Below are 23,303 nucleotides of genomic sequence, written 5' to 3' on the forward strand. Positions count from 1 at the left end.
TGCCGCTCAACGCTAAAGGCGCTTCAGGTTTGGGCAGTTTCCCATGAGCGTCGGTGATGTGGAATCATGCGAGATAGAGGCACTAGGTCAGCTCGAAGGCGAGCAATGTGATGTCGTCCTGCTGATCGGTCGTTCCTGTGAATTCCTCGACAGTTTTGTAGAGTATGTTGAGTGTCTCTTGGATTGGCTGATCGGCATGCTGCAAGAGGCAATCTTCGAGTCCTTGGCGTGAGAATTCTTCGCCTGCTGGATTACTCGCTTCGAGGATGCCGTCGGTATAGGTGTAGAAGCGGTCACCTTTTTCCAGTTTTAGGTTGAACTTGTCGGACGCCGTGCCACCTGGGAGGCCCATGACCATACCGGTGGGGAGAAATATCGATTCGATTGTTTTAGTAGCTGCTCGGTAAACGAGGTTGAGTGGATGTCCACAATTCGAGAGGTGCAAGGTGCGGCTGCCGTCCTCCTCTCTGCGGCTAAAGTGACCTGCCATGCCGGTGACGAAGCCAGATTTTAACAGGCCAGTTATCTCTTTGTTGACTGCATTGAGGAAAGCGGCCGGATCGTCCTGATAGACTTCGCCTTGATGCGCAGTTAGATATTTTAGCAGCACGGTGTAGAATGCGGCAGTCACACCATGTCCACACACATCGCCTAAGTAGAAGAGTAGGCAGTTGTTCGGGTTGCGGGGGAAATTGACGAGGTCGCCGCCGACGGCTGTCATCGGTTTCCAGAGGTAGGCGATGTTAATGTTTTTTATCTTAGGCACGCGACCTGGGATCATCACGCTTTGCACCTTATGAGCACTTTCGTAGTCGGCGCTCATGATCGCGTTTTGCTCGCGTAGTCGCTGCTCGCTTTGCGCTAGTTTCTCTTGTGCGAGCTTTTGATCAGTAATGTCGCGTGAAATACCGAGAATCCCTGCGAGTTTGCCAGAGTTCAGGTGTAAAGGTGCTTTGCTGGAGGTGACCCAAGTGGTGCTGCCATCGGGCCAAGTCTCTTTTTCCACGATGTTAATTAGTGGCTTGTCGGTCTCGATGATCTTTTGTTCGTCGTCGAACGCTTGTTGCGCGTGTTCGATTGAGAATAAGTCAAAGTCTGTCTTTCCCTCCAGTTCATGGCGATCGGCGAAGCCGTGCATGTCGGCGAGTGCCTGACTGACTGCTACGAATCGACTCTGTTTGTCCTTAATGTAGATGCGATCTGCCGTTTGCTCCATGAGGCTTTCAAAGAGGCGCTTGGGGGACGCTTTGAGGAGCATACTATTTTCGTCGAGTTCTGTATTTTCCGGCTTGTTCATCTCTGGGTGCTAAGCCTTGCGGTTGTTCATTCGCTTGGCAATGTTTCCTGACGGATCATTTGTATTATTTCATTTAAAATTCTGCTGGCCATGAACTGTTGTTTGGGTGCATTTGTTGAACCTTATGCGAGCAGTCATTCAACGCGTCTCTCAAGCTTCTGTTGTGGTGGAAGGCACTACGGTGGGACAGATCCATGCGGGTGTCTTGGTGTTCCTCGGAGTGGGGCAGGATGACAGTGCCGAGGATGTATTATGGCTGGTCGGGCGCATTGTAAAATTGCGTATTTTTGAGGATGATTCAGGGCGGATGAATCATTCGTTACTTGATATCGAGGGTGAGGCGCTAGTAATTAGCCAGTTCACCTTATTTGGGAGTTTAAAGAAAGGAAATCGACCATCCTTCAACCGTGCGGCCTTACCTAAGCAAGCGGTTCCGCTCTATGAACAGTTTGTCCAGGAATTGTCGGCTGCTCTGGGTAAACCAGTGCCCATTGGGTGCTTTGGCGAGCACATGGATATCGAAGCGCATCATGACGGGCCGGTGACGCTGGTGGTCGATACTAAGGAGCGTAGTTTCTAATGGCACGCGTGATCGGTAAGGCATTTTTTAATCGGCCAACGTTGGACGTTGCCCGCGAGTTGCTTGGTAAGCAGCTTTGCCGGCGCTTGGATTCAGGTAAAATTATTCGTGCACGAATTTGCGAAACTGAGGCGTATGATGGCTTCGAGGATCGCGCTTCGCATGCGAGCCAGGGACCTACGACGCGCAATGTGGTGATGTATGGCCCCCCGGGACGTGCCTATATCTACCTTTGCTACGGTGTGCATTGGCTGCTCAATGTCACCACTCGAGAGAAGGGTTACCCTGCCGCGGTTCTTATTCGAGGAGTCGAGGGCGTTGAAGGGCCCGGGCGTTTGACCAAGCACTTTCAGATTACCAGCGCGTTTAATGACAAGCTACTGACTCGCGTCGGCGGTCTGTGGATCGAAGATGTCGAAGCAGAGGTGAGCGCCGACGAGATCAGCGCGACACCCCGTGTGGGAGTCGATTATGCGGGAGCTGAATGGGCGGCGATGCCGTGGCGTTTCGTCTGGAAGCCTTAAAGGAGTCGTTAGAAGTCAGGTGGTAGGAGCCTACTATCAGTGACCGATGCATACGATGCAGTTCGCCAAATTAGGGTCGACTACTCCACCGTCACCGACTTCGCCAAATTACGTGGCTTGTCTACATCGCAACCACGCTCAAGTGCGACGTGGTAGCTTAAGAGTTGAACCGGAATACTCATGAGGATCGGTGTGACGATTTCGTGGCACTCTGGGACGATGATGGTGTCGTCGGCCAAGTCTTCCGGCATTTCGCAGTCTTCCGTTGCGATGCAGATGACCTTGCCCTTGCGCGCTTTGACTTCTTGCAGGTTGGCGAGGCTCTTCTGGAAAATTTCACCACTGGTAGCGAGGAACACACTCGGGCACTCTTCGCAAATCAGAGCGATCGGGCCGTGCTTCATTTCAGCTGCAGGATAACCTTCGGCGTGAATGTAGGAGATTTCTTTCAGTTTGAGTGCGCCTTCCAGAGCGATCGGGAACATGAGTTGGCGGCCAAGGAAGAGGCAGTCTTCGTATTTTGCGTATTTCTTCGCGATCGTTTTGATTTTCTCGTTCTGCTTGAGGATCTCTTCGACCTGCTCGGGCACTTTCTTGAGTGCTTTGACGATGTCGATACCGTCGCCATAGCTCAGGTCGCGCAGGCGGCCTAGATAGAGGGCGAGCATTGCGCAAATCATGATTTGCGAGGTAAATGCCTTGGTCGACGCTACGCCGATTTCAGGTCCAGCATGTTGGTAAATGCCACCGTCGCTTTCGCGGGCGATGGTGGAACCGACGCTGTTATTGATTGCAAGTGTGCGGTAGCCCTTACGTCTGGCTTCGCGCAGTGCGCCGAGTGTATCAATCGTCTCGCCTGATTGGCTGATCGCGATGACGAGGGTATTCTTATCGAGCGGTGCGTTGCGGTAGCGGAACTCGGAGGCGTATTCGACTTCGACCGGAATGCGGGCAAAGCGCTCAATCAGATATTCCGCGACCAAGCAGGAGTGCCATGCGGTGCCGCAGGCTAGAAAGAGGATACGGTCGACTTGGCGCAGTTCTTGCGAGTTGAGGTTCAATCCGCCAAAGACTGCGGTGCTGCCGTCGTCTGAGAAACGTCCGCGCATGCCGTTGTTCAATGAATTTGGCTGCTCGAAGATTTCCTTCTGCATGAAGTGATCGTAGTCACCGAGCTCAGCTTCGGAGGTATCCCAGTCCACTTCGTGAATGACTGCTTCGACGCTGGCGCTGCTGACGGTGGTGATGGAGAAGTCGTCTTCCTTGAGGTGCACGACCTCGTTGTCGTTGATGTAGACGACGTTTTGTGTGCAGTGCGTGATGGCATTGACGTCACTAGCGAGGAGGTTTTCGCCTTTGCCTAGGCCGAGAATCAGCGGTGAGCCCTTACGAGCGCCAATGAGTTCTCCCGGGAAATCGGTGCAGATGACGGCGATACCGTAGGTGCCTTCGACGTGGCGGAGGCTCTTGCGCACCGATTCAAGGAAGCGGTTTTTATCTTTAGCCTCGGTTTCCTTCGCATAGTGATAGGCGATCAGGTTGCAGAGTGCCTCGGTGTCTGTCTGAGATTGAAAGCTGTAGCCCTTCCCGGTCAGGAATTTCTTCATGCCGTTGTAATTCTCGATCACGCCATTATGCACGAGTGCAATTTTTCCATCGCTACTAGTGTGTGGGTGCGCGTTGGCTTCGGTGACATCTCCGTGGGTCGCCCAGCGTGTGTGGCTGATGCCGAGCGTGCCGCCGAGATCATCGCCCAGAGCCGTTTCCAGCTCGACGACGCGCCCTGTGCGCTTGGTCTGTTTGATGCCGTCATCTGTCCAGACTGCAACGCCGGAGGAGTCGTAACCACGGTATTCCAGACGCTTGAGTCCGTCTAGCATCACACTTCCCGCTCGATCGCGGCCGATATATCCAACTATTCCACACATAAAGCTTCAATTCAGCGCCAGATACGCTACTAATCAAGATAATTGGAAACTCTATTAACCCCGAATACTTATATATGAAGAAGCGTAAGATTATCTGCATTATCATGGGAGGCGGCCGCGGCTCTCGTCTAAGCCCTTTAACTAAAGAACGTTGCAAACCAGCTGTCCCTCTCGCTGGTAAGTATCGCTTAGTCGATATTCCAATTAGTAACTGTTTGAATGCGGGAATGAACCAGATCTACGTGTTGACGCAGTTCAACACCGCTTCGCTACACCGACACATCCAAGAGTCCTACAAGTTCGACTATTTCGGCGGTGGGTGCGTGGATATTTTGTCTGCGGAGCAAACTGATTCGAGTGATGGTTGGTATCAAGGCACTGCGGATGCAGTTCGCCAAAACATGAATCACTTTGGAGGCACCAGTGATGACGATTTGTATGTGATTCTTTCTGGCGACCAACTGTTCCGCATGGATCTTGCAGATGTTGTGCGCGAGCACGATGCGTCTGGTGCGTCGATTACGATTACTGCCAAGCCGCTTGGACTCGATGAGGCAGAAGGGCTCGGCTTGATGCGTATCAATGATAATCTTGAGATCACAGAGTTTGTTGAAAAGCCGACAGACCCAGAAGTGATCAAGGGACTTTCGGTGGGTGATAGTGTGCGTCAGAAAATGCACAACCCTGGTGATAAAGATTACTGCTTGGCCTCGATGGGCATTTATGTGTTCAACTCCAAGGCGCTTAAGGATGCGCTTGCGACTGATTCGACTGACTTTGGTAAGGAAATTATCCCTGGGCTGCTTGGTGAAGAGAAGATGCACAGCTACGTCTTTGATGAATACTGGGAAGATATCGGAACCGTTAAGGCGTTTTTCGATACGAACTTGAGCCTCACTGATGCGATTCCTCCGTTTAACTTCTTTGATGAAGAAGCGAAGATCTATACACGTGCTCGTCTGTTGCCTGCTTCGAAGTTGAACTCTTGTAAGGTTGATCGCGCAGTGGTGGCTGACGGTTGCATCGTGACGAATGGTTCGCTGACGCGTTGCTCGCTCGGTGTGCGTTCGGTCGTGCATAGCGGAGCGGCTTTGGAGAACGTTGTGATGATGGGCGCTGATTGGTTTGAAACCACAGACGAGTTAGAGGAGAATGCCGCGCTTGGTCGCCCTTCTATCGGCGTCGGCGAGGGCAGTGTCGTCAAGCATGCGATCCTTGATAAGAACGTCCGCATCGGTAAGAATGTGGTGCTTGATCCAGCTGGGCTTCCTGATAAATTTGGCGAAGGCGTGGATATTGCGATTCGCGATGGTGTGCTGGTCGTTTGCAAAGGGACTGTCGTGCCCGATGGTTTCGTGTTGAAGGCATAAATTTCGGTCACTTTTCGTTTTTTTTACTAAGCCGCGATTCGTAAGAATTGCGGCTTTTTCGTTGCTATTTAGGGCATTCGATTGCATGATTTGTATCGCAGTAAAACGAACGATTCTTGTTTTCACCCCAACCCCATATCGACGATGAAGAACCTACTTATTTGCACTGATGGCTCAAATTATTCTCAAGAGTGTTGCCGTTATGGTGCATGGCTTGCCAAGCAAACGGGAGCCAGCGTCGAGGTGCTGTATGTCACGGATTTACGGCAGTTTGAGGTGCCCGTGGTGGGTGATTTGAGCGGTAGTTTGGGGATTCAGCCATATGAGGGAATGATCTCGCAACTTCAGGAGGTGGAGGAGCACAAGGCTAAGTTTGTCGAAGAGTCTGCGATGGGCGTGTTCGAAGCGGCGGGAATGACGGAACGCGTCACGTTTCACCATGAGACTGGCATGTTAACCGATGCGATCGAAAGCTACGCCGAGCGGACGGATCTAATATTGATTGGTAAGCGTGGCGAGAATGCGAATTTTGCGACTGAGCACTTGGGCTCGATGTTGGAGCGTGTGGTGCGTGCTGCGAGTAAGCCGTGCTTAGTCACATCGCGGGACTTTCGGCCGATTGATAATGTGGCGATTGCGTATGATGGTGGCGATAGTTGTCAGAAGGCACTCGAATTTATGGCCAAGTCTGAATTGTTCAGAGCGTTTAATTTACATGTGGTGACTGCGGTCGAAGGGCATAAAGAAGACGAAGCCGCAGCACAGTTGGCCGAAGCAGAGCGCGTTATGAATGCGTCTGGCCTGTATCCTAATTGCCAAGTGCTGAGTGGCGAGCCCGAGGTGGCGATCGCAGACTATGTGAAAAATTCGAAAATCGATTTGTTGGTCGCAGGAGCCTATGGACACAGCCGGATTCGTGACCTATTGATCGGTAGCACAACGACTACATTACTGCGTCGTTGTCATGTGCCAGTGCTTTGCTTCCGCTAAGCGCTGGTCGATGTCTGCTTGCGCCGTGCGATTCGAATGATCAGTGCGCCTGCGATAATCATAAAGATCGAGTAGAACTGGCCGCGACTGAGCCCCATGATGAGTGCGGCGTCTGGCTCACGGAAGAGCTCTCCGACGATACGGACGATGCCATAGCCGATGAGGAACTCGCCGCCGAGTTGTCCTGCAGGCGGGTTCGTGCGCCAGAAGCGCCATTGCGCGTAGGCAAAGAGTAGGGCGCCTTCGAGCACTGCCGCATAGAGTTGTGACGGGTGGCGTGGTTCCGGCGCGAAGATATGCAGTGCCGCATTATAAACCGCTGGGCTGTCCGGGAAGATGACTGCCCATTTGACGTCAGTGACACGTCCCCAGAGTTCGCCGTTGATGAAGTTGGCAATGCGCCCAAAGCAGAGACCCAGTGGTGCGAGGGTGACGATGACATCGCCGAGCTTGAAAAAAATATATTTATATTTTCGTGCAAACCAGACCACCGCGAGTAGCACACCGAGGAAACCACCATGGCTGGCCATGCCGCCTTGGTTCACTTTAAGGAGCAGGAGCGGATTTTGTAGAAATGCCTCCAAATCGTAGAGCAGCATGTAGCCGAGACGACCGCCGACGATCACCCCGAGTATCACTGCAGTCATGAGCGTGGCACGCGCATCTGCGTCGATGGCGAACTTACCTTTGGCATTATAGATGCGCAGGAGCGCCCATGCGGCGAGAAATCCGAAGAGGTAGGAGAGCCCGTAATAGCGGATGCCATCCAGCCCGATTGAATTCTCGGGGAAGCGTATAAGGAAGGGGCTTAGGTCGTGCACCCAGTAACTGCTAGTCGTGGCCATGGTTGAATTTGTATAGGTGCTGCGCCGCTGAGGGCAAGCACCGCGACTTTCTCGGCCACATTCTTTTCTGGCTTTGACTTTTCCCTGTGCGCTTCAATCTTCAAATGACATATGATGACGCAATTTCGCGTGGCTCTCGCGATCCTCTTAGGAGCCCTCTCAGTTAATACTACTTTATCCGCGCAGTCTGATAACTTGCGCGTCTCCGTTGCGAACTTGAGCCAAGATGTGAATCTGCTCGCTCAGCAACTCAAAACCATGCGCCTCGAAATGGAAGACATGCGCCGTGAGAACGCAAAGCTACGTGCTCAAGTCGCCGCGGCCTCGTCGAACCGCGACACGCAAGCACAACTCTCTAGTATGTCCTCTGCGATTGAATCGCTGCGTCGCGAGTATCGCCAAGCCGATGAAACGCAGAAGAAACAGATCATCTCTGAGGTGACGCGCCAAATCAATGTGCTGGGCAAAGAGGTGGATACGAATTTCAAGAACATGGCCGAGGTGGTCGGTAGCACGCCGAATGTGGCGCCTCAGGTTCATTTCTCCGAAGACTATCCGCAGACTGGTAAGCCCTATGTCGTGCGTAGTGGCGACACTCTCAGCGGTATCGCACGCAAGCACGGCTCAACAGTGAAGCATATTCAGAATGCCAACAAAATCACAAATCCCGCAAAGGATCTACGTGTTGGCGAAACCATTTTCATCCCGATTGCACAATAATTATGGCAAGTTCTAAAAGCAGACTCGGCCGTGGCCTAGGTGGCCTCATTTCTGGCACGACTGGTGCAACCGCCAAAAAGGCGGCTCCGACCAAAGCCGCCCCTCCAGTAAAGAAGGCTGCAGCAAAACCAAAGGTTGAGCTTTCGGCACTGGCACCTGAATCCGCGAAAACTCCAGCGCCAGTGGTGGCCACAGCTGCGGTGTCTGCGCTCGGCTATCGTGATATTTCGATTAAAGATATCGTTGCGAATCCGTATCAACCGCGACGTGAGATCGATCCGAAGCATGTTGAGGAGTTGGCGAAGAGCATTCAATCTGAAGGCTTGCTGCAACCGATCGTCGTGCGTGCCAAGGGCAAGCAGTTTGAGCTGATTGCTGGCGAACGCCGTCTGCGTGCATTTGAGTATCTTAAGGAAGCGAATGTGCCGGCGCGTATTATTGAGGCCAGTGATGCATCGTCTGCGACCTTAGCACTGATTGAGAATTTGCAGCGTGAAAATCTCAACCCGATTGATGAAGCATTGGGCTATGCGAGCCTTGTGCGTGACTTCGATTTGACGCAAGAGGCAGTGGCTGAGCGTGTCGGTAAGGGGCGCGCATCGATTGCCAATGCGCTGCGCTTACTATCGCTAGGTAATGAGATACAAGGGTTTCTAAGTCGTCGTCTCATTTCGACTGGCCATGCGAAGGTGTTGCTCGGGTTGGAAAGTGAGGAGCATCGTCAATTGCTTGCGCGCCGTATCATCGAGACCGGCATGAGTGTGCGTGAGGCAGAGAAGCAAGTTCGCAATTTGAAGGAAAGCTCCGGCACCACCAAGCAGGCAAAAGCTAAATCGGCGGAAGCCCAAGCAACGGTGATCCGTGATCTAGAGAAGCGTATCGGTGAACACTTTAATACGCGTTGCATGCTCAAGCACGGCGCAAAGAAGGGGAAGTTGACGATCGAATATTTTGGCAACGAAGATCTCGACCGCATCCTCGAAAAGCTGGGGATTCAGGGGTAGGTCGATTGCTAGGAGCGGCTGCCGTCGTAGGATCAGTCATCGAGTATCCATCGACAGCACTGGCGTGCCATCGCTACAGCCGCTATAGGATCTGTCGCGAACTCGCGCGAGGTCTGTCACTCTCTTTGCGCGCGCTACTCAATTGTTCCCAAAAAGTGGACGATCAACCAAAAAAAAGCCACGGCAGTCATTGCCGTGGCTTTTTTGTAAATTTGAATACGTTACGAAGTTGGACTATTGCTTGATCGCTTCGATGTTGATCGTGATGTCAACGTCTGTGCCGACTGCTGGCTTGCCGCCGTTGATGCCCCAATCGGTGCGGTCGAGTTCGGTTTCGATTTCCCACCCAGAAAGCTGTGCGCCTTTCATACCTTCGCCTATGCCGAGTAGTTCGACCTCGAGTTTGATTACTTTGCTGACCCCAAGCATTGTGAGTAAGCCGGTGACTTCGAACTCATCCTTGTCGTCATCGTCGGCCACCCATTTTGTGGACTTGAAGGTGATCACTGGGAATTTAGCGGCATTGAAGAAGTCGTCTTCTTGCAGATGTGTGTCACGCTTCTCATTCGCGGTGTTGACGGATGGCACTTTAATAGTGGCTTCGACGCTGCTCTTGCTTGGGTCTTTCGCATCAAATAAAATGGTGCCTTCGAATTGATTGAAGGAGCCCGTGGTCTTTGAGACGAAGTGGCGAACCTCAAAATTAACCGAGGAGTGAACTGGGTCGATTTTGTAAGTTTCGATTTCTGCGTTTGCAGAGACTAGCGCAACTGAACTGGCGAGTATCGTGAGAAGTGCTTGTTTCATATTTATTGGGCAGCGTTTGGTAGGTTTTCCTGCGTGCCATCGACGCAGATGAGGAAGATCTTGTCACCTTGAGACCATGTTTTGAAGCTTTTGCCACCGTGCTCGTAGACGGCTGGCTGCTGCGAGTAAGTCTTTGGGCAGGTGTCTTTGCCTGTAGTGATCAGGTGGTAGACCGAGCCGTCTTGCTTGAAGCAAATCATGCTGACGTCGCAGTCGTTGAAATTAAAGGTGACGCAACCGAGGCTGGGCATGCCTTCGAGTTCGGTTGGCAGTTGGCCTGGACTGGGCTTGCCGGATTCGTCCAAGTATTGTTGGAGATCGGAGTGCTGCGGAGCCTTTTTCTCGAAGGGCGCGGTTTTCTTGAATTCAGTGATTTGATCCGCGAGGAAATTGACGAGACTAGGCACGCCAGCGGTGGCGATGACTGGACCGTTCTCGGGTGTATCGCTGTTGGCGAGCTGGGAAGGTGCTTTGCGAACTGGTAGCAGTAGGACGACGCCTGCGATGGCAATTGCCGCTGCGACTCCCATCCATGGGCGCAATGCGGAGCTGTGGTCTGAGCTGTTGGCAGGGCGTGGGAACGGGATGATATGCTCGTGTTCTTCTTCGTCTTCGACGGTATCGCCGATGAGTAGCTCCGCTTGAGCTGCGTGGGCACGCATGCCTACCAAGATCGATGCTTTCAGATCAGCTGGTGGCTCGATCTGGTCGAACTTGGCGGTGATTTCGCTATCGAGGGCTTGTTGCTCTGCAAACCATGCGTTGAGTGCGGCGTCTTGACTGAGCAACTCGAGTGCTTCCGCGATTAGCGGGTCGTTGCGATCCTCGATATTATCGGGGCGGCAGAGCTGGAGAATGTTTTGTGCTTCTTCGCGATCCATAGCTTAAAGTGTGTTGGCGGACGTTTCAGTCTCTTTGCGTTTAAAAATCTCACGAAGCTGGGCTTTGCCGCGAGAGAGACGTGACATGATGGTGCCAATGGGCACATCGAGGATCTCGGCGATTTCTTTGTAGGAGAGGTCTTTGAGATAGAAGAGCGAGACTGGCTCGCGGTAAATAGGGTCGACTTCTTCGAGGGCTTCGACGGCGAGATTGCCATCCATGGTCCGGCGCACGTGAGGCTCAATGGCACCTCCCGCATTTTCGAGCATTTCGGGCTCGTAGCTGTCCATGCGAGAGTCCTTACGTTTACGTTTTAGGAATTCGCGGTAAAGTGTGGTGAAGAGCCAAGACTTGACCTTCGATTTATCGCGCAGCGAGCTACCTTTTTCAGCGTATATGAAAAAGGCCTGTTGGGCTAAATCGCCTGCCTCATGCTCGTTTTTAGCTAGACTATAGCCGAAACGATAGAGCGGTTGGTAGTAGGCACTCACTATTTCTTCGAAGTTCAAATTGGTTTCTGTTGTCATGTGAGTGGCACCTATTGCAGCTTATTCCTAAAAAAAATGAAGTAACTGAAATAGAGGGCATTAAGGGGTTATAAAATGAGCATGGCATCGCCATAGCTATAAAAGTTATAGTTACGCTTAATTGCTTCTGCGTAAAGTTCCAATAGCCACTCGATTCCCTTGTCGTCACCAGGGCTTAAAAATGCTGAAACGAGGCAGAGTAGCGTCGATTTTGGAAGGTGGAAATTAGTGATCAGCGCATCGACTGCCTGTAGTCGGGCGGGCGGGTAGATGAAGATGTCGGCCTCCGCCTGCACTGAGCCAGAGGGTGTGAGGCAGGTGTCAGGCGCGGTTTTTGTGCGAGCCATGGCGTCTTCGATTGAGCGCACCGAGGTGGTGCCGACGGCCACGCGTGGGCCGGGCTCGGTTTGTTTGAGTGACTCGTAGGCACTGGCCGGGATCTCATACCACTCGTGGTGGATGTTGTGGTCGAGGATATTGTCTACCTGGATCGGGTGGAAGGTGCCGATGCCGACTTGCAGGGTGAGGTCGTGGAAGTGCGCGCCGCGGGCTTCGAGTTGGGCAATGAGGTCGGGCGTAAAGTGGAGTCCTGCGGTCGGTGCGGCCACGGCGACGCGTTTATCGTAGTCGGCGTAGACGGTCTGGTAGCGCTCGTTGTCGTTGTCGCGGCGTGGATCGTCGAGTGTGCGCTCGATATAGGGCGGCAGTGGCATAATGCCGAGACGCTCGGAAAGATCGGTCACCGATTCGTCGCGCACGGGGTGGAAGCGGACACGGTAGTTGCCATTTTCGCCAGCATTTAGCACTTCTGCGGTGTATTCACCTTCGATGCCGAAGGTGCCGCCTTGCAGTGTCTTTTTGCCTGGGCGCAGCAGACACCACCATGTGACGGCGTCCTCGGCTGGCTGTAGGAGCAGGCATTCGACCTTGCCGCCTGTCGGGCGCTTGCCGAACAGGCGCGCCTTCAGCACCGCCGCGTTGTTGCGAAAAAAGCGCGCGTTCGCGGGCAGATGCTCGCCGATTTGGGCGAAAGTGGTGTGTGTGACCTGTCGAGTCTTGCGGTCGACGACCATCAAGCGTGAGGCATCTCGCTGAGCCGCGGGCTCTTGTGCGATGCGTTCCATGGGTAGGTGATAATCAAATAGGGCGCTGTCCATTTGGAGGCTTTTAGAGAGGGAAATTGAAAGTGGAAAGCTGAAAGAGGGCGGCTGAAGCGGGAACTTTGTTTTTTACACTGTTTGGTATGATACCATTGAGTGTCATATCGTGTAGGTGTGTGTATTCGAGGGCTTTGTCGTTTTTTGAATAAGTCGCAAGTGGATTGTCCTTGTTGTAGGTTGATTTTTAGGCTAAGCATTTGGGCGATATTAAAATGAGAGTCGCAAAATCTATAACTGATTCAATCGCTGCCGTTCCGGGGGTTGTGCTAATTATTTTGGTGGTGATAGCACTGATTATTTGGAGCGATTCTGAATCGTTGCAGATGAGTGTGGACGATCTGACGCTTCGGGAGGTGACGCTCAGCATTGTAGATGCTGAGGGCGCTGCGCTCCAGGAAGTGACGGTCGGGGTCGAGCCGATGTATTCGTTCGATGAGATAAAGCCGCAGTATCAGATGACGATTTTGGGCGAAGGGCGTGTGCGTTTATCGATACTGTTTTCGTGGCAGTGCAAGATTCGAGTGGGAGCGGCAGATTATAAAACGATCACTCATGATTATGAAGAGTCGGATCCATCTGATCTGACGATCACTTTACGCCCTGCAAAGTAAATCGAGCCCTATGATCAATCAAATATTTAGCCTATTGGTGTTGTTCGCGTGCGGCGTGATTCTAGTCTTTGTCTGTGGGGTGTGGCTGCATTTCAGTATGAAGAAGGACAATGAAAAGAACCGCGATAAAGCGCTGAAGGTGCAATCTTCAGAGCCTGGTTCGGGCGACGAATTAAATTAATCAATACAAGGGAACGATTATGGGCTGGGGACGAACACTTTTATTGGGCGATGTCGGTAATCGCTTAGACATTCAGGATACGGAAGATGAGATTCGCCGTTTAAAGGGCGAGTTGCGCTCAGCGTATCGCAAAGATATGTCGCAGGATCAGAAGCTGGATGCGCTGGTGCAGGAGAATGCAGAATTAAAATTATACGTGGCCTCTATGATTCGAGTGCTCACTGCAAAAGGGGTGATGAGCCACGAGGAGCTCAACCATATGGTGGGCGCGATTGATGCTGAGGATGGCCGATCCGATGGTCGTTGTGATGGACCGATCGCTTAGTCCTTAATTGTATGACGAAGCAGCATCCATCATTACGAGCTGCAGGGCATCGTCCATGGCCATTGCCAGAGTTTGGTTGGCAATGGCGGCAGTCTTGGGTGGATTTGGGATTCATACATTACCGAGTGCCTGCGGCGGCGATTGAGTCGCGTTTGCCTGCTGGTGTGACAGTGCAGGAGTATGATGGTTCGGCTTGGTTGGGGGTGGTTCCCTTTCGAATGCACGATGTCATGTGGCGGTCGTTCCCTGCGATGCCATTGTTTTCCTCGTTTGGTGAACTGAATGTGCGAACCTATGTCGAGGTTGGTGGGAAGCAGGGTGTGTGGTTTTTTAGCTTGGATGCGCAATCATGGCCTGTTGTTTTCGGCGGGTGCCTGCTGTATCACCTACCTTACCATAATGCGAAAGTCCTGCATCAGTGCGTGGCGGGTGGTTTTGATTTTAGCAGTCGTCGCCTATCGGACGGTGTTACTTTTGACGGGGAGTTTCGTCCGTGCGGAGACGTCTTTTATGCGACTGCCGGGACCTTTGAACATTGGGCGACGGAGCGCTATTGCTTTTATTCTGCGACTAGAAGTGGTGCGGTCTTGCGCTTAGAGGTGCATCATGCGCCGTGGCCATTGCAAAGGATGGAGGCAGAAATGGATGCATCGGCTTTATTGGCATCAGTTGGCTTTACGCTCGAAGAGGATCAGCCGCGTTGTCATTTTTCGACCGGTGTGGATGTGGTTTCGTATCCGAAGGAAGTGGTGCTCGGCGGCAGCTAAAGCACTGGTCGTTCATGCGGGAATTTTCGGACAGAGCGCCTGTTCGGCTTAGGTTCATGTGTTCGAAATGGCTTCGCCAGTCCGCTACGAATGATGAGATTCTTTTGTAGCGGAACCCGCGAAGCGGTTTCGATCCGTGCGTGTGTGAGGCTTGGGTTGCTGTGTTCGAAATGGTTTCGCCAGTCCGCTACGAATGATGAGATTCTTTTGTAGCGGAATCCGCGAAGCGGTTTCGATCCGTGCGTGTGTGAGGCTTAGGTTCATGTGGTCGAAATGGCTTCGCCAGTCCGCTACGAATGATGAGATTCTTTTGTAGCGGAACCCGCGAAGCGGTTTCGATCCGTGCGTGTGTTCGGCTTAGGTTCATGTGTTCGAAATGGCTTCGCCAGTCCGCTACGAATGATGATATTCTTTTGTAGCGGAATCCGCGAAGCGGTTTCGATCCGTGCGTATGTTCGGCTTAGGTTGCTGTGTTCGAAATGGTTTCGCCAGTCCGCTACGAATGATGAGATTCTTTTGTAGCGGAACCCGCGAAGCGGTTTCGATCCGTGCGTGTGTGAGGCTTAGGTTGCTGTGTTCGAAATGGTTTCGCCAGTCCGCTACGAATGATGAGATTCTTTTGTAGCGGAATCCGCGAAGCGGTTTCGATCCGTGCGTGTGTAAGGCTTAGGTTCATGTGTTCGAAATGGCTTCGCCAGTCCGCTACGAATGATGAGATTCTTTTGTAGCGGAATCCGCGAAGCGGTTTCGATCCGTGCGTGTGTAAGGCTTAGGTTCATGTGTTCGAAATGGCTTCGCCAGTCCGCTACGAATGATGAGATTCTTTTGTAGCGGAATCCGCGAAGCGGTTTCGATCCGTGCGTCTGCTTTAGCTGCCGTGTTCACTGACCCACTTTTTAATCGTGCGCTGATCCACATCGAGTCGGCGGGCGGCTTCGCGGTAGCTGCCGGCATTTTTGAATGCTTGTTGCACGTAGATGTGATTCCATTCGGCGAGCGTGTGGTGGCTGCCTTGCAGGATGTCGTCGATCGATTCCGCTGCATGGCTAGGCACGGGAGTATATTCATCGCGCACGACGATGTTGCGCACGGCTTGCTCTAGTTCGCGGAAGTTTCCGGGCCATGTATAGTTGTTTGGAACATCGCGCTCAAGTGTATTCAAAATTCGACTACAAAGGTGTTGCGCGCCTTCGCTGCCAAAGAGTTTTGTGCAGATGTAATTGACGGATGTGCTTAAGTCTTCGGGGCGATCGCGTAGGATGTCGTGGAGTGCGACGGTGCTGACTTGGTCGCCGCAGAGTCGGTAGTAAAAGTCTTCGCGGAAACGTCCGTCGCGCATTTCAGCATGCAGGTCGCGGTGTGTGGCGGCGATCACTTTGCCGGTGAAGTAGGCTGGTCGATTATCGCCGATTGCTTGGAATTCGCCGGACTGTAAGAGTCGTAGTAAGCGCACTTGTGTGGCCTGGCTGACTTCACCGATCTCGTCGAGAAAGACGGTGCCATAACTACCAGCAGTGGCGAACAGTCCTGCGCGGTCAGTCATTGCACCAGTGAAAGAACCTTTGCGGTGCCCGAAGAGTTCGGACTCGATCAGTGTTTCCGAGAGTGCCGCGAGATTAACGGGGTGGAAGCTCGCTTGTGCGGATGTGATGAAGCGACCTGCTTTGATGTCGTAAGGGATGAATCGGGACAGTCCGATGGCGCGTGCGACGACTTCTTTGCCTGAGCCCGATGGGCCGAGAACGAGTGTCGGGAAGCGTCCGACTGCATCATACATCCATTGCTGATAACTCATCATGTCTTTGGTAAAGACACTCTCCCAAATCTGCATACGCATTTTTTTGATTGGCTGGCTTTGCCCTGCGATTTCGTGGTGGATGAAATAGTAGGCGCGTCTCACTTGGTAGAAGCAGGCAAGTAGGTGCTCGGGTCTGTTCCAAATGCGATCGGGTGCGTGGGCGATCAAAGTGTGGCGCTCGGCTATGCCGTCTTGAACTTTACGGAAGAGTGCGCGGTTCTTAGGGAGGTCTTCTTGATTACGCTGAATGAGTCGATCGAGGTCAGCGGCGACTTGGTGGTAGAGGCTGAAGAAAGCGAAGGACGGCAGCGCGTCGTTCCACTTCTTGGGGAGTTTACCAGCACTGCCTAGTTTGAGTAGTTCGGGTTCGGCCGCTTCAAGCCAACGGATCAGTGTGTGGAGTTGTGGTGAGAAGGTGGGCGCTTGGCTGGGTTCGGTTGGCGGTGGACCAAGTTCGGCTAGAATTTCGGCTTCTTTATCGGCCCGTGCATCGCTGAAGGGGTTGAGCACAAAGAGCGCGTGCACCCCTCGTAGTAGGGTATTTAGTTGGTCGCGAGTCATGGCTTTTTATGTAATGAATAATGACACATAATGCTATCGTAAAATGATGAATCGTTTCGGTGTGTTTTTATTGTAAAGCTTAAGTGTCTTGTTGTCAGCGCTTTGTGGTTTTGTGTGCGATAGTTGGCACGGGGCATGTTTAGAGAGTGTTGTTATGAAAAATAATACATACCTATCACTCACACGCACCGGACGTCGTTGGATCAGTGGATTACTGGTCGCTACCGTTTCGGTTTTTCCTGTTATTGGCTCAGCTGCTGGTATTCTAACTCCTGTCGGGAGTGCGGATCAGCCAGTTGAGATTCTCGATCATCATGTGGATGTTCGCATCACGGATGGGTTTGCCCGCACTGTGGTGCAGCAGACATTTTCAAATCCAAATCCACACGATGTGGAGGCACTGTATGCCTTCCCCGTTCCGGAATCGGCGAGTTTGTCTGAGATTACGATTCACTCAGGAGAGACTTTGTTGGAAGGTGAAGTCATTCCGCGCTCTGATGCCGAGCGGATCTATGAAGAAGAGAAATCCAAGGGTAATGACGTGGGGATGGGCTCGAAGGAAAGTTATGAGCGCTTCGAGTTTCACGTCTTTCCAATTCGACCAGGGGTGGAGACTTTGATCGAGGTGGTTTACTATCAGCCATTGAAAATTGATTTAGGAGTGGGACGTTATGTCTATCCTATCGAAGAGGGGGGCACGGATGATGAAGGTGAGTCGTTCTGGACACGTAATGACAAAGTGAAGCGCTCGTTCTCGGCTGAAGTCACAGTGCATTCCGGATATCCGTTGGAGGATGTGCGGATCAAAGGCTTTCCCGGTGATCCTGTTCCTGAGGGCTCCAATGCATTTAAATGGTCCTTTGATTCACCAGACGGCACACTCAATCAGGATCTGGTCGTGTATTATCGTTTAGCTCAGGATTTGCCGGGACGTGTGGATCTATTGACCTATAAGCCGGAAGGCGCTGAGCCGGGCTACTTCTTGATGACGCTGACTCCAGGCGTGGATCTTGAACCGATCACACAGGGGGCGGACTATATGTTTATTCTAGACTTATCGGGCAGCATGAGTGGCAAACTTGCAACGCTGAGCGCTGGTGTTGAAAAAGCGATCGGGCAGCTGCGTCCCGAAGACCGCGTGCATGTGGTAACGTTTGCGAACCGCGCTCGAAATGTGACACGTGATTGGGTGAGTTTGACACCTGACAATGTGGATGAGTTACTGAAAAAAATAGCGAACCTACAAGTGAATGGTAGCACAAATTTGTATGATGGACTGCGCCTTGGTTTGAAATCGATCGATAATGATCGCCCGACGAATGTGATTCTGGTGACGGATGGCGTGACCAATACTGGCTCGATTGATCCCGCTGATTTTCATGCCTTGATGAAGCAGCATGATGTGCGTCTGTTTGGTTTCCTCATGGGGAATAGTGCAAACTGGCCGTTGATGCGCACGATTTGTGAGGCTTCGGATGGTTTCTACACTTCGGTTTCGAATGCCGATGACATCGTGGGAAAGATTCTGATGTCGAAGGAGAAGATCGCTTACGAAGCCTTGCTGAATGTGGATCTGAAGGTGAAGGGACTACGCGTGAGCGAATTGACTCAGGACTTTTCGGGTAAAGTGTTTCGCGGACAGCAGCTCTCGGTGTTTGGTCGCTATGCAGAGGGCGGGCCGGCTGACCTAACATTGAAGGCCAGCAAGAGCACGGGCGATCAGGTGTATGAAACCACCGTGGATTTCCCGAAGCAGAGCATGGAGTATCCTGAACTCGCCCGGTTGTGGGCAATGAGTCAGATCGAGCAAATCGAGCTCGACCGCAGTATCGGTAAGGTCAGTGAAAAGGAATCGAAGGATAGTGTGCGCGATCTTGGCGTCGCCTATCAATTGGTGACGGATGAGACCTCCATGATTGTGCTGTCGAGCGAAGGCTTTCAGCGTCATGGGATTGATCGCAAGAATCAAGAACGTGTGGCAACGGAGCGTGCCGCTCAGGCTCAGCGTCAGCAAACTGGGGGGGAGTCTTCGACTGTGACTTCTACGCGCGTGGATCAATCGAAGCCGATGTTTAAGACGAAGGCTCCACGGATTGGTGGCGGCGGAGGCGGCGGTGCCTTTGGTATCGAGTCTGTGTTGCTAGTCGGCTTTGTCGGAGCTGGGGCTTGGATGCGCCGACGTGGGCGTAAGTGCTAATCATACTCAAACGCATCGTAATTTGTGAAAAGTGGCGCGGTTGATACGGATTTGCTGAGTGTGTGGGGAGGGACGGCCTCTGCGCCGTCCGCCGAGCCTCAGCACTCAACCACAGCACTACCACACCGCAAGACGAGGCGGAGCTCGTCCCTCCCTCACCGTTTTAGCTAAAGATCTAAGCATGCATCGCTCACAATACATCCTGCCCCGAGCTCCAGTTGGAGTTCGGGGCATTGCTCGTCAATCGGCTATCTGGGGCTGGTTGGCTTGTTTGCTGCTGCCGTTCATTGGTCTGCTTGTTTTACAGCCACTGGAAGGGTGTGCGCTGACGGTCGATGCGTTGGCGTCGCATCAGTGGCACACCTTGTGGACGGGACATTTGCTGCATTATACGGCCGAGCATTTTATTTGGGATGCGCTGATGTTTGTCGTCTTTGCTGGATTGCTGTGGAGGCAGGAGGGCATGCGTCTGTGGATTTGGATGCTGTTGGCTGCGCCGCTGATCTCGATCTTTGTGTTTTGGGTGGAGCCAGGCTTGCAGGAGTATCGTGGCTTATCCGCTTTGGATACGATGCTGTTTACTCGCTATTGCTTGGGACTGTGTCGCGGTGGTAGTTCGATGGATCGCTGGTTGTTTGGTGTGCTGCCAGTCGTCGGGGTGGCTCTAAAAATAGGCTATGAGTTTTGGAGCGGCGCGACTTTGTTTGTCTGCGACCTTGGGGTTGGGGTGGTGCCTTTACCGTCGGCTCATTTGGCGGGTCTAGTGCTCGGGTTAGTTTGGGGGCTACTTTCGCATATCACGTATGGTGAGTGAAGAACCAGTAGGGGCGCTGCTTGCGGCGCCCGCGAACGTAGGAGGCGTTACAGGACTTCGCTTGCTTGTGGCCTTTTCGCGGGCTTCGCAAGCAAAGCCCCTACAAATTACGACGCTTGCGAGAATCATACCCCTCAAAAAATGACCGCTCTTTTTGCTTCTCACTTCTGGGTTCAGGCTTCTAACTCCTGCGCCATGTTCACATTGCTCAAAGAATCCGGTTCGGCCCGTCGTGGTGTCCTCAAAACACGTCATGGCGACATTCAGACTCCGATTTTCATGCCGGTCGGCACACAAGCCACCGTCAAAGGGATGACGCCTGCGCAGATCGAAGAGGTCGGTTCGCAGATCATCTTGGGCAATACCTATCACCTTAATATCCGTCCTGGTTCGGATCTCGTGAAGGAGATGGGTGGGCTGCACAAGTTCATGAACTGGAAGGGGCCGATCTTGACCGACAGCGGCGGCTTTCAGGTGTTTAGCCTCTCGAAGCTTCGTAAGATCACCGAGAAGGGGATCGAGTTTCGCTCGCACTTAGACGGGCGTAAGTTGTTTCTTGGGCCGAAGAACTGTTTTGAAATTCAGAAGAACCTGGATACGGACATCGCAATGGTGCTGGACGAATGCCCTCCATACCCCTGTGAGCGGGAAGAGTGCGAAGCCGCAGTGGCACGCACGATTCGTTGGGCAGGTGAGTTCCTCGAGCATGCAACCGAAGATGGCTTCATTGAATCGGGGCACCATGTGTTCGGAATTATTCAAGGCTCGATCTATGATGACCTGCGTCAGCATTGTGGCCGTGAATTGGCGAAAATGGATTTCCCAGGCTATGCGATCGGTGGCGTGAGTGTCGGCGAGCCCGAGGAGGAAATGATTCGTCAAGTGGCAGCAACTGCGCCGGTCATGCCGAAAGAGAAGCCACGCTATGTGATGGGAGTCGGCACGCCGCCACAGCTTTTGAAGATGGTCGGTCTGGGAATGGACATGTTTGACTGTGTGATGCCTACGCGTCTTGCGCGTCATGCCTCGGTCTTTACTCCAGACGGTGTGTTGAATCTTAAGAATGAGCGTTTCAAGCATGATCCGAATCCGATCATGGAGGCGGATAATTATACGTGTAAGAATTTCAGTCGCGCGTATTTGCGGCACCTCGTCATGGCGAAGGAGTTGTTGGCGCACACGCTACTGTCGATTCACAACACCCACTTCTTCTTGGATCTAATGGAGCAGGCACGCGCGCATATTGAAGCCGATGATTACGCAGAGTGGAGCGCGGCTTGGATCGAACGCTACAACGCGGGCGGAAAGTAGGGTAGAAGCGTGCTTCCAGCCGCTTGCAGTGCATAAGAAAAGCGGCTGGAAGCCGCTTCTACGGTTGCTTGATTTGCCATCTGATTCTTTGATTGTAGCCGATGGACTACCAATATCTGAATCCATTTGTCGAGGTGGACAAGACTGCTGCAAATTTGCCGCATTGGAGGCAGGAGCACGTGACCTATTTTGTAACTTTTCGCCTGGCTGATTCGGTGCCTCAATCCAAATTGAGCGATTGGAAGTTGGCGCGGGATCGGTGGCTTTGTAATAACCCGAAGCCACATGATGATCAGCAGCGGGCTGAGTATTATGAATTGTTTTCAGCTCGTATGGAGCGCTGGCTTGATGCTGGAGAGGGTAGTTGCGTGTTAAAGCGGGAGGCGTGCCGCCGAGTCGTTGAAGAGGCTTTGAGGCATTTTGATGGTGAGCGTTATGACTTGGGCGAGTCAGTGGTCGCGGCGAACCATGTGCATGTTTTAGTTTGTCCTCGTGAGCCGCATTTCCTGTCGGAGATTCTCCACAGTTGGAGGTCGTATTCTGCGAATCAGATCAATCTATTGATCGGGCGTTCAGGTGCTTTATGGCAGAAGGAATATTATGATCATATTCTCCGTTCTGCGCATGCTGCATATCGTATCGAGCAATATATACAAAGGCATGCCGAGTATCGGTAGAAGCGGCTTCTAGCTGCTTGCTGTTATACTGGGAACAAGCGGCTTCCAGCCGCTTGCTGTTTCAGTAGAAGCGGCCGGAAGCCGCTTCTACTGTAGCACACTTGGCAACATCAGATCTGTTTCGCGACGGAGCCAATGGCACAGGTGTCGTGTAATCTGGGTGCAGGCTTCGAGGTGTTCGGGCTCGGCGGTGTTAGGTGTGGGTTGATTGATGAGTTGCTTGGCAACTTCGCGTAGGTGTTGCGGCAGTTGTGGCCACCAGGATTCGCGGACGGGATAGCCTTCGTCTTTGAGCAGTATGTAGACTGCTTTGAGAAAGACGATGCTTGGTAGGTCGCGTTCGGCAAAGGCATTGAGGGTGCGCTCGGTGATTTGGTAAAGCGCAGCGTGGTCGGCCATGTGTGGACCGTTCTGGGCGATGAGTGCGCAGAAGTCGGAGGCGTGCTGCAGTTTGCGATAGGATTGGCCGATGTGGCTGCGTCGGTGCACGAGTTGGTAGTCGTTGACGAAACGAGCGGTGCCTTGTTTCGATGTTTCCAAGTGGATGTCTGCAGTGTCGAACAGGTCGGGCGCGGCAGTTTGGTGCTTCGCTTTTGAGAGTCGCTTGAGGCAGAGAAAGGTGCCGCTCTCTGCTGTGAGGATGTCGACCTTTAGGTAGGACTCTCCGCTGGGAGCGATACGCAGCACGAGGGCGCGCTCGGTTACGGCAGGCTTGCTCATTCGGTGCCGCTGGCTTCGGCGGGATTGTTGATCGTCACGGCTTCACCATTTTCGCCGTTGGGCACGACTGCACCGCCTGAAATGATGAGCTTCATGCCGTCGGCAATGGTCATTTGCAGTCGTGTGACATCCTCCTCAGGTAGCATGAGTAGAAAGCCGCTGGTTGGGTTCGGCGTGGTGGGAACAAAGACGTTGACGATGTGCTCGCCCGTGACGTCCTGGGTTTCGCCTTTTGCGGTGCTGGTGAGAAAGCCTAGAACATAGCAATGTTTACGCGGATATTCGATTAACACGACTTCTTGAAAGACGGCTTTCTTTTGTTGGCTGAAGGTTTGGACGATTTGTTTGACTGAGCGGTAGACGGTGTTGATGAAGGGGACGCGGTCGAGTAGGTGCTCTATGCTGTTGAGAATAAAGCGGCCGATGAAAATGCGTGAGCTATAACCGAGTAGGGTGATCAGCAATAAGACGACGAGCACGGACAGCATCTCTAGTCCCATTTCCACGATGGGCATGTCGCGCAGTTCGGGGTCGAGGAACCAGAAGAAATATTTACTAGTGGGTGTGCCGATTCTATCGAGAAGGAATCGGATGACGATCATCGTCACGCCGAGTGGCAGAATGACGACGATGCCTGTGATGAATGCGTTTCTAAGAGAGCGTAACATATTGAACAGAAGGATGTCTGGAAACTGAAAGCGGAATAT

25 protein-coding genes are annotated in these 23,303 nt (G+C 52.7%); 14 read left to right on the forward strand and 11 right to left on the reverse strand.

Annotated elements, in window-relative coordinates; translation table 11 throughout:
* Positions 1-82: 82 nt before the first annotated feature.
* Positions 83-1,297 carry a SpoIIE family protein phosphatase gene (locus GZZ87_RS07460; protein WP_162027943.1) on the reverse strand — a complete coding sequence of 405 codons (1,215 nt, stop codon included), beginning with the start codon at positions 1,295-1,297 and terminating at the stop codon, positions 83-85.
* 124 nt (positions 1,298-1,421) lie between these two features.
* On the opposite strand from GZZ87_RS07460, the gene dtd reads away from it, so the two are divergent.
* Together dtd and GZZ87_RS07470 are read left to right on the forward strand one after the other, a co-directional pair.
* Positions 1,422-1,877: a D-aminoacyl-tRNA deacylase gene (gene dtd, locus GZZ87_RS07465; protein WP_162027942.1), complete on the forward strand. Its 456-nt coding sequence runs from the start codon at positions 1,422-1,424 to the stop codon at positions 1,875-1,877.
* The gene (locus tag GZZ87_RS07470; RefSeq protein ID WP_162027941.1) at positions 1,877-2,401 is read left to right on the forward strand and encodes a DNA-3-methyladenine glycosylase; all 525 of its coding nucleotides are present in this window, start codon (positions 1,877-1,879) and stop codon (positions 2,399-2,401) included. The genes dtd and GZZ87_RS07470 overlap by 1 nt, the downstream gene beginning before the upstream one ends.
* Before the next feature lie 80 nt (positions 2,402-2,481).
* Here the strand turns inward: GZZ87_RS07470 and glmS are convergent, their stop codons facing one another.
* Entirely contained in the window at positions 2,482-4,329 is a 1,848-nt protein-coding gene (gene glmS, locus GZZ87_RS07475) for a glutamine--fructose-6-phosphate transaminase (isomerizing) (RefSeq protein WP_162027940.1), read from the reverse strand.
* A gap of 74 nt (positions 4,330-4,403) precedes the next feature.
* Between glmS and GZZ87_RS07480 the strand changes: the two genes are divergently transcribed.
* Positions 4,404-5,699, forward strand: a complete 1,296-nt coding sequence (locus GZZ87_RS07480; protein ID WP_162027939.1) for a glucose-1-phosphate adenylyltransferase — start codon at positions 4,404-4,406, stop codon at positions 5,697-5,699.
* A gap of 144 nt (positions 5,700-5,843) precedes the next feature.
* Positions 5,844-6,689 carry a universal stress protein gene (locus GZZ87_RS07485; protein WP_162027938.1) on the forward strand — a complete coding sequence of 282 codons (846 nt, stop codon included), beginning with the start codon at positions 5,844-5,846 and terminating at the stop codon, positions 6,687-6,689.
* On the opposite strand, the gene lgt is transcribed toward GZZ87_RS07485, so the two are convergent.
* Positions 6,686-7,534, reverse strand: coding sequence for a prolipoprotein diacylglyceryl transferase (gene lgt / locus GZZ87_RS07490; RefSeq protein WP_162027937.1), 849 nt, complete (start codon positions 7,532-7,534; stop codon positions 6,686-6,688). The genes GZZ87_RS07485 and lgt overlap by 4 nt on opposite strands.
* Before the next feature lie 111 nt (positions 7,535-7,645).
* On the opposite strand from lgt, the gene GZZ87_RS07495 reads away from it, so the two are divergent.
* Positions 7,646-8,254: a LysM peptidoglycan-binding domain-containing protein gene (locus GZZ87_RS07495; RefSeq protein ID WP_162027936.1), complete on the forward strand. Its 609-nt coding sequence runs from the start codon at positions 7,646-7,648 to the stop codon at positions 8,252-8,254.
* A 2-nt stretch (positions 8,255-8,256) separates the two neighbouring features.
* Entirely contained in the window at positions 8,257-9,258 is a 1,002-nt protein-coding gene (locus tag GZZ87_RS07500) for a ParB/RepB/Spo0J family partition protein (protein ID WP_178092124.1), read from the forward strand.
* Positions 9,259-9,492: 234 nt separating this feature from the next.
* Here GZZ87_RS07500 and GZZ87_RS07505 read toward each other — a convergent pair whose 3' ends face one another.
* The 4 genes from GZZ87_RS07505 to queA form a co-directional block, all read right to left on the reverse strand.
* Positions 9,493-10,065 carry a YceI family protein gene (locus GZZ87_RS07505; protein ID WP_162027935.1) on the reverse strand — a complete coding sequence of 191 codons (573 nt, stop codon included), beginning with the start codon at positions 10,063-10,065 and terminating at the stop codon, positions 9,493-9,495.
* A gap of 2 nt (positions 10,066-10,067) precedes the next feature.
* Positions 10,068-10,946 carry a hypothetical protein gene (locus GZZ87_RS07510; protein WP_162027934.1) on the reverse strand — a complete coding sequence of 293 codons (879 nt, stop codon included), beginning with the start codon at positions 10,944-10,946 and terminating at the stop codon, positions 10,068-10,070.
* 3 nt (positions 10,947-10,949) lie between these two features.
* Positions 10,950-11,474 carry an RNA polymerase sigma factor gene (locus tag GZZ87_RS07515; RefSeq protein WP_162027933.1) on the reverse strand — a complete coding sequence of 175 codons (525 nt, stop codon included), beginning with the start codon at positions 11,472-11,474 and terminating at the stop codon, positions 10,950-10,952.
* Between the two features lie 68 nt (positions 11,475-11,542).
* Entirely contained in the window at positions 11,543-12,631 is a 1,089-nt protein-coding gene (queA, locus tag GZZ87_RS07520) for a tRNA preQ1(34) S-adenosylmethionine ribosyltransferase-isomerase QueA (protein ID WP_162027932.1), read from the reverse strand.
* 215 nt (positions 12,632-12,846) lie between these two features.
* On the opposite strand from queA, the gene GZZ87_RS07525 reads away from it, so the two are divergent.
* Genes GZZ87_RS07525 through GZZ87_RS07540 form a run of 4 tightly spaced genes read left to right on the forward strand, consistent with a single transcriptional unit; the run spans position 12,847 to position 14,518 of the window.
* The gene (locus GZZ87_RS07525; RefSeq protein WP_162027931.1) at positions 12,847-13,245 is read left to right on the forward strand and encodes a hypothetical protein; all 399 of its coding nucleotides are present in this window, start codon (positions 12,847-12,849) and stop codon (positions 13,243-13,245) included.
* 10 nt (positions 13,246-13,255) lie between these two features.
* Positions 13,256-13,426, forward strand: a complete 171-nt coding sequence (locus GZZ87_RS07530; protein WP_162027930.1) for a hypothetical protein — start codon at positions 13,256-13,258, stop codon at positions 13,424-13,426.
* Between the two features lie 19 nt (positions 13,427-13,445).
* Complete coding sequence (locus GZZ87_RS07535) at positions 13,446-13,751, forward strand: hypothetical protein (RefSeq protein WP_162027929.1); 306 nt, start codon at positions 13,446-13,448, stop codon at positions 13,749-13,751.
* Between the two features lie 11 nt (positions 13,752-13,762).
* Complete coding sequence (locus GZZ87_RS07540) at positions 13,763-14,518, forward strand: DUF2071 domain-containing protein (protein ID WP_162027928.1); 756 nt, start codon at positions 13,763-13,765, stop codon at positions 14,516-14,518.
* Between the two features lie 599 nt (positions 14,519-15,117).
* Here the strand turns inward: GZZ87_RS07540 and GZZ87_RS19710 are convergent.
* Both GZZ87_RS19710 and GZZ87_RS07545 read right to left on the reverse strand, forming a co-directional pair.
* The gene (locus tag GZZ87_RS19710; protein ID WP_206753325.1) at positions 15,118-15,297 is read right to left on the reverse strand and encodes a hypothetical protein; all 180 of its coding nucleotides are present in this window, start codon (positions 15,295-15,297) and stop codon (positions 15,118-15,120) included.
* Positions 15,298-15,386: 89 nt separating this feature from the next.
* On the reverse strand, positions 15,387-16,877 hold the full coding sequence (locus GZZ87_RS07545; protein ID WP_162027708.1) for a sigma 54-interacting transcriptional regulator: 1,491 nt from the start codon (positions 16,875-16,877) through the stop codon (positions 15,387-15,389).
* 154 nt (positions 16,878-17,031) lie between these two features.
* Between GZZ87_RS07545 and GZZ87_RS07550 the strand changes: the two genes are divergently transcribed.
* The 4 genes from GZZ87_RS07550 (at position 17,032) to GZZ87_RS07565 (ending at position 21,876) form a co-directional block, all read left to right on the forward strand.
* Entirely contained in the window at positions 17,032-19,074 is a 2,043-nt protein-coding gene (locus tag GZZ87_RS07550) for a VIT and VWA domain-containing protein (protein WP_162027707.1), read from the forward strand.
* Positions 19,075-19,255: 181 nt separating this feature from the next.
* Positions 19,256-19,888 (forward strand): hypothetical protein, encoded by a 633-nt coding sequence (locus tag GZZ87_RS07555; RefSeq protein WP_162027706.1) that lies wholly within the window; start codon positions 19,256-19,258, stop codon positions 19,886-19,888.
* A gap of 195 nt (positions 19,889-20,083) precedes the next feature.
* Positions 20,084-21,199, forward strand: coding sequence for a tRNA guanosine(34) transglycosylase Tgt (gene tgt / locus GZZ87_RS07560; protein WP_162027715.1), 1,116 nt, complete (start codon positions 20,084-20,086; stop codon positions 21,197-21,199).
* Between the two features lie 101 nt (positions 21,200-21,300).
* Positions 21,301-21,876 carry a transposase gene (locus GZZ87_RS07565; RefSeq protein WP_162027705.1) on the forward strand — a complete coding sequence of 192 codons (576 nt, stop codon included), beginning with the start codon at positions 21,301-21,303 and terminating at the stop codon, positions 21,874-21,876.
* Positions 21,877-21,963: 87 nt separating this feature from the next.
* On the opposite strand, the gene GZZ87_RS07570 is transcribed toward GZZ87_RS07565, so the two are convergent.
* Together GZZ87_RS07570 and GZZ87_RS07575 are read right to left on the reverse strand one after the other, a co-directional pair.
* Positions 21,964-22,596: a recombination protein O N-terminal domain-containing protein gene (locus GZZ87_RS07570; RefSeq protein ID WP_162027704.1), complete on the reverse strand. Its 633-nt coding sequence runs from the start codon at positions 22,594-22,596 to the stop codon at positions 21,964-21,966.
* Positions 22,593-23,264 carry a DUF502 domain-containing protein gene (locus tag GZZ87_RS07575; RefSeq protein WP_162027703.1) on the reverse strand — a complete coding sequence of 224 codons (672 nt, stop codon included), beginning with the start codon at positions 23,262-23,264 and terminating at the stop codon, positions 22,593-22,595. Before GZZ87_RS07575 ends, GZZ87_RS07570 begins: the two co-directional genes overlap by 4 nt.
* Positions 23,265-23,303: the final 39 nt, after the last annotated feature.

This window comes from Lentimonas sp. CC4 (assembly GCF_902728235.1).
Classification (GTDB): Bacteria; Verrucomicrobiota; Verrucomicrobiia; order Opitutales; family Coraliomargaritaceae; genus Lentimonas.

Bases quoted from the DNA above. Each gene is read 5' to 3' on its own strand.
- GZZ87_RS07460 (WP_162027943.1), bottom strand. From the start codon at position 1,297: ATGAACAAGCCGGAAAATACAGAACTCGACGAAAATAGTATGCTCCTC.
- dtd (WP_162027942.1), top strand. From the start codon at position 1,422: ATGCGAGCAGTCATTCAACGCGTCTCTCAAGCTTCTGTTGTGGTGGAA.
- GZZ87_RS07470 (WP_162027941.1), top strand. From the start codon at position 1,877: ATGGCACGCGTGATCGGTAAGGCATTTTTTAATCGGCCAACGTTGGAC.
- glmS (WP_162027940.1), bottom strand. From the start codon at position 4,329: ATGTGTGGAATAGTTGGATATATCGGCCGCGATCGAGCGGGAAGTGTG.
- GZZ87_RS07480 (WP_162027939.1), top strand. From the start codon at position 4,404: ATGAAGAAGCGTAAGATTATCTGCATTATCATGGGAGGCGGCCGCGGC.
- GZZ87_RS07485 (WP_162027938.1), top strand. From the start codon at position 5,844: ATGAAGAACCTACTTATTTGCACTGATGGCTCAAATTATTCTCAAGAG.
- lgt (WP_162027937.1), bottom strand. From the start codon at position 7,534: ATGGCCACGACTAGCAGTTACTGGGTGCACGACCTAAGCCCCTTCCTT.
- GZZ87_RS07495 (WP_162027936.1), top strand. From the start codon at position 7,646: ATGATGACGCAATTTCGCGTGGCTCTCGCGATCCTCTTAGGAGCCCTC.
- GZZ87_RS07500 (WP_178092124.1), top strand. From the start codon at position 8,257: ATGGCAAGTTCTAAAAGCAGACTCGGCCGTGGCCTAGGTGGCCTCATT.
- GZZ87_RS07505 (WP_162027935.1), bottom strand. From the start codon at position 10,065: ATGAAACAAGCACTTCTCACGATACTCGCCAGTTCAGTTGCGCTAGTC.
- GZZ87_RS07510 (WP_162027934.1), bottom strand. From the start codon at position 10,946: ATGGATCGCGAAGAAGCACAAAACATTCTCCAGCTCTGCCGCCCCGAT.
- GZZ87_RS07515 (WP_162027933.1), bottom strand. From the start codon at position 11,474: ATGACAACAGAAACCAATTTGAACTTCGAAGAAATAGTGAGTGCCTAC.
- queA (WP_162027932.1), bottom strand. From the start codon at position 12,631: ATGGACAGCGCCCTATTTGATTATCACCTACCCATGGAACGCATCGCA.
- GZZ87_RS07525 (WP_162027931.1), top strand. From the start codon at position 12,847: ATGAGAGTCGCAAAATCTATAACTGATTCAATCGCTGCCGTTCCGGGG.
- GZZ87_RS07530 (WP_162027930.1), top strand. From the start codon at position 13,256: ATGATCAATCAAATATTTAGCCTATTGGTGTTGTTCGCGTGCGGCGTG.
- GZZ87_RS07535 (WP_162027929.1), top strand. From the start codon at position 13,446: ATGGGCTGGGGACGAACACTTTTATTGGGCGATGTCGGTAATCGCTTA.
- GZZ87_RS07540 (WP_162027928.1), top strand. From the start codon at position 13,763: ATGACGAAGCAGCATCCATCATTACGAGCTGCAGGGCATCGTCCATGG.
- GZZ87_RS19710 (WP_206753325.1), bottom strand. From the start codon at position 15,297: ATGAACCTAAGCCTTACACACGCACGGATCGAAACCGCTTCGCGGATT.
- GZZ87_RS07545 (WP_162027708.1), bottom strand. From the start codon at position 16,877: ATGACTCGCGACCAACTAAATACCCTACTACGAGGGGTGCACGCGCTC.
- GZZ87_RS07550 (WP_162027707.1), top strand. From the start codon at position 17,032: ATGAAAAATAATACATACCTATCACTCACACGCACCGGACGTCGTTGG.
- GZZ87_RS07555 (WP_162027706.1), top strand. From the start codon at position 19,256: ATGCATCGCTCACAATACATCCTGCCCCGAGCTCCAGTTGGAGTTCGG.
- tgt (WP_162027715.1), top strand. From the start codon at position 20,084: ATGTTCACATTGCTCAAAGAATCCGGTTCGGCCCGTCGTGGTGTCCTC.
- GZZ87_RS07565 (WP_162027705.1), top strand. From the start codon at position 21,301: ATGGACTACCAATATCTGAATCCATTTGTCGAGGTGGACAAGACTGCT.
- GZZ87_RS07570 (WP_162027704.1), bottom strand. From the start codon at position 22,596: ATGAGCAAGCCTGCCGTAACCGAGCGCGCCCTCGTGCTGCGTATCGCT.
- GZZ87_RS07575 (WP_162027703.1), bottom strand. From the start codon at position 23,264: ATGTTACGCTCTCTTAGAAACGCATTCATCACAGGCATCGTCGTCATT.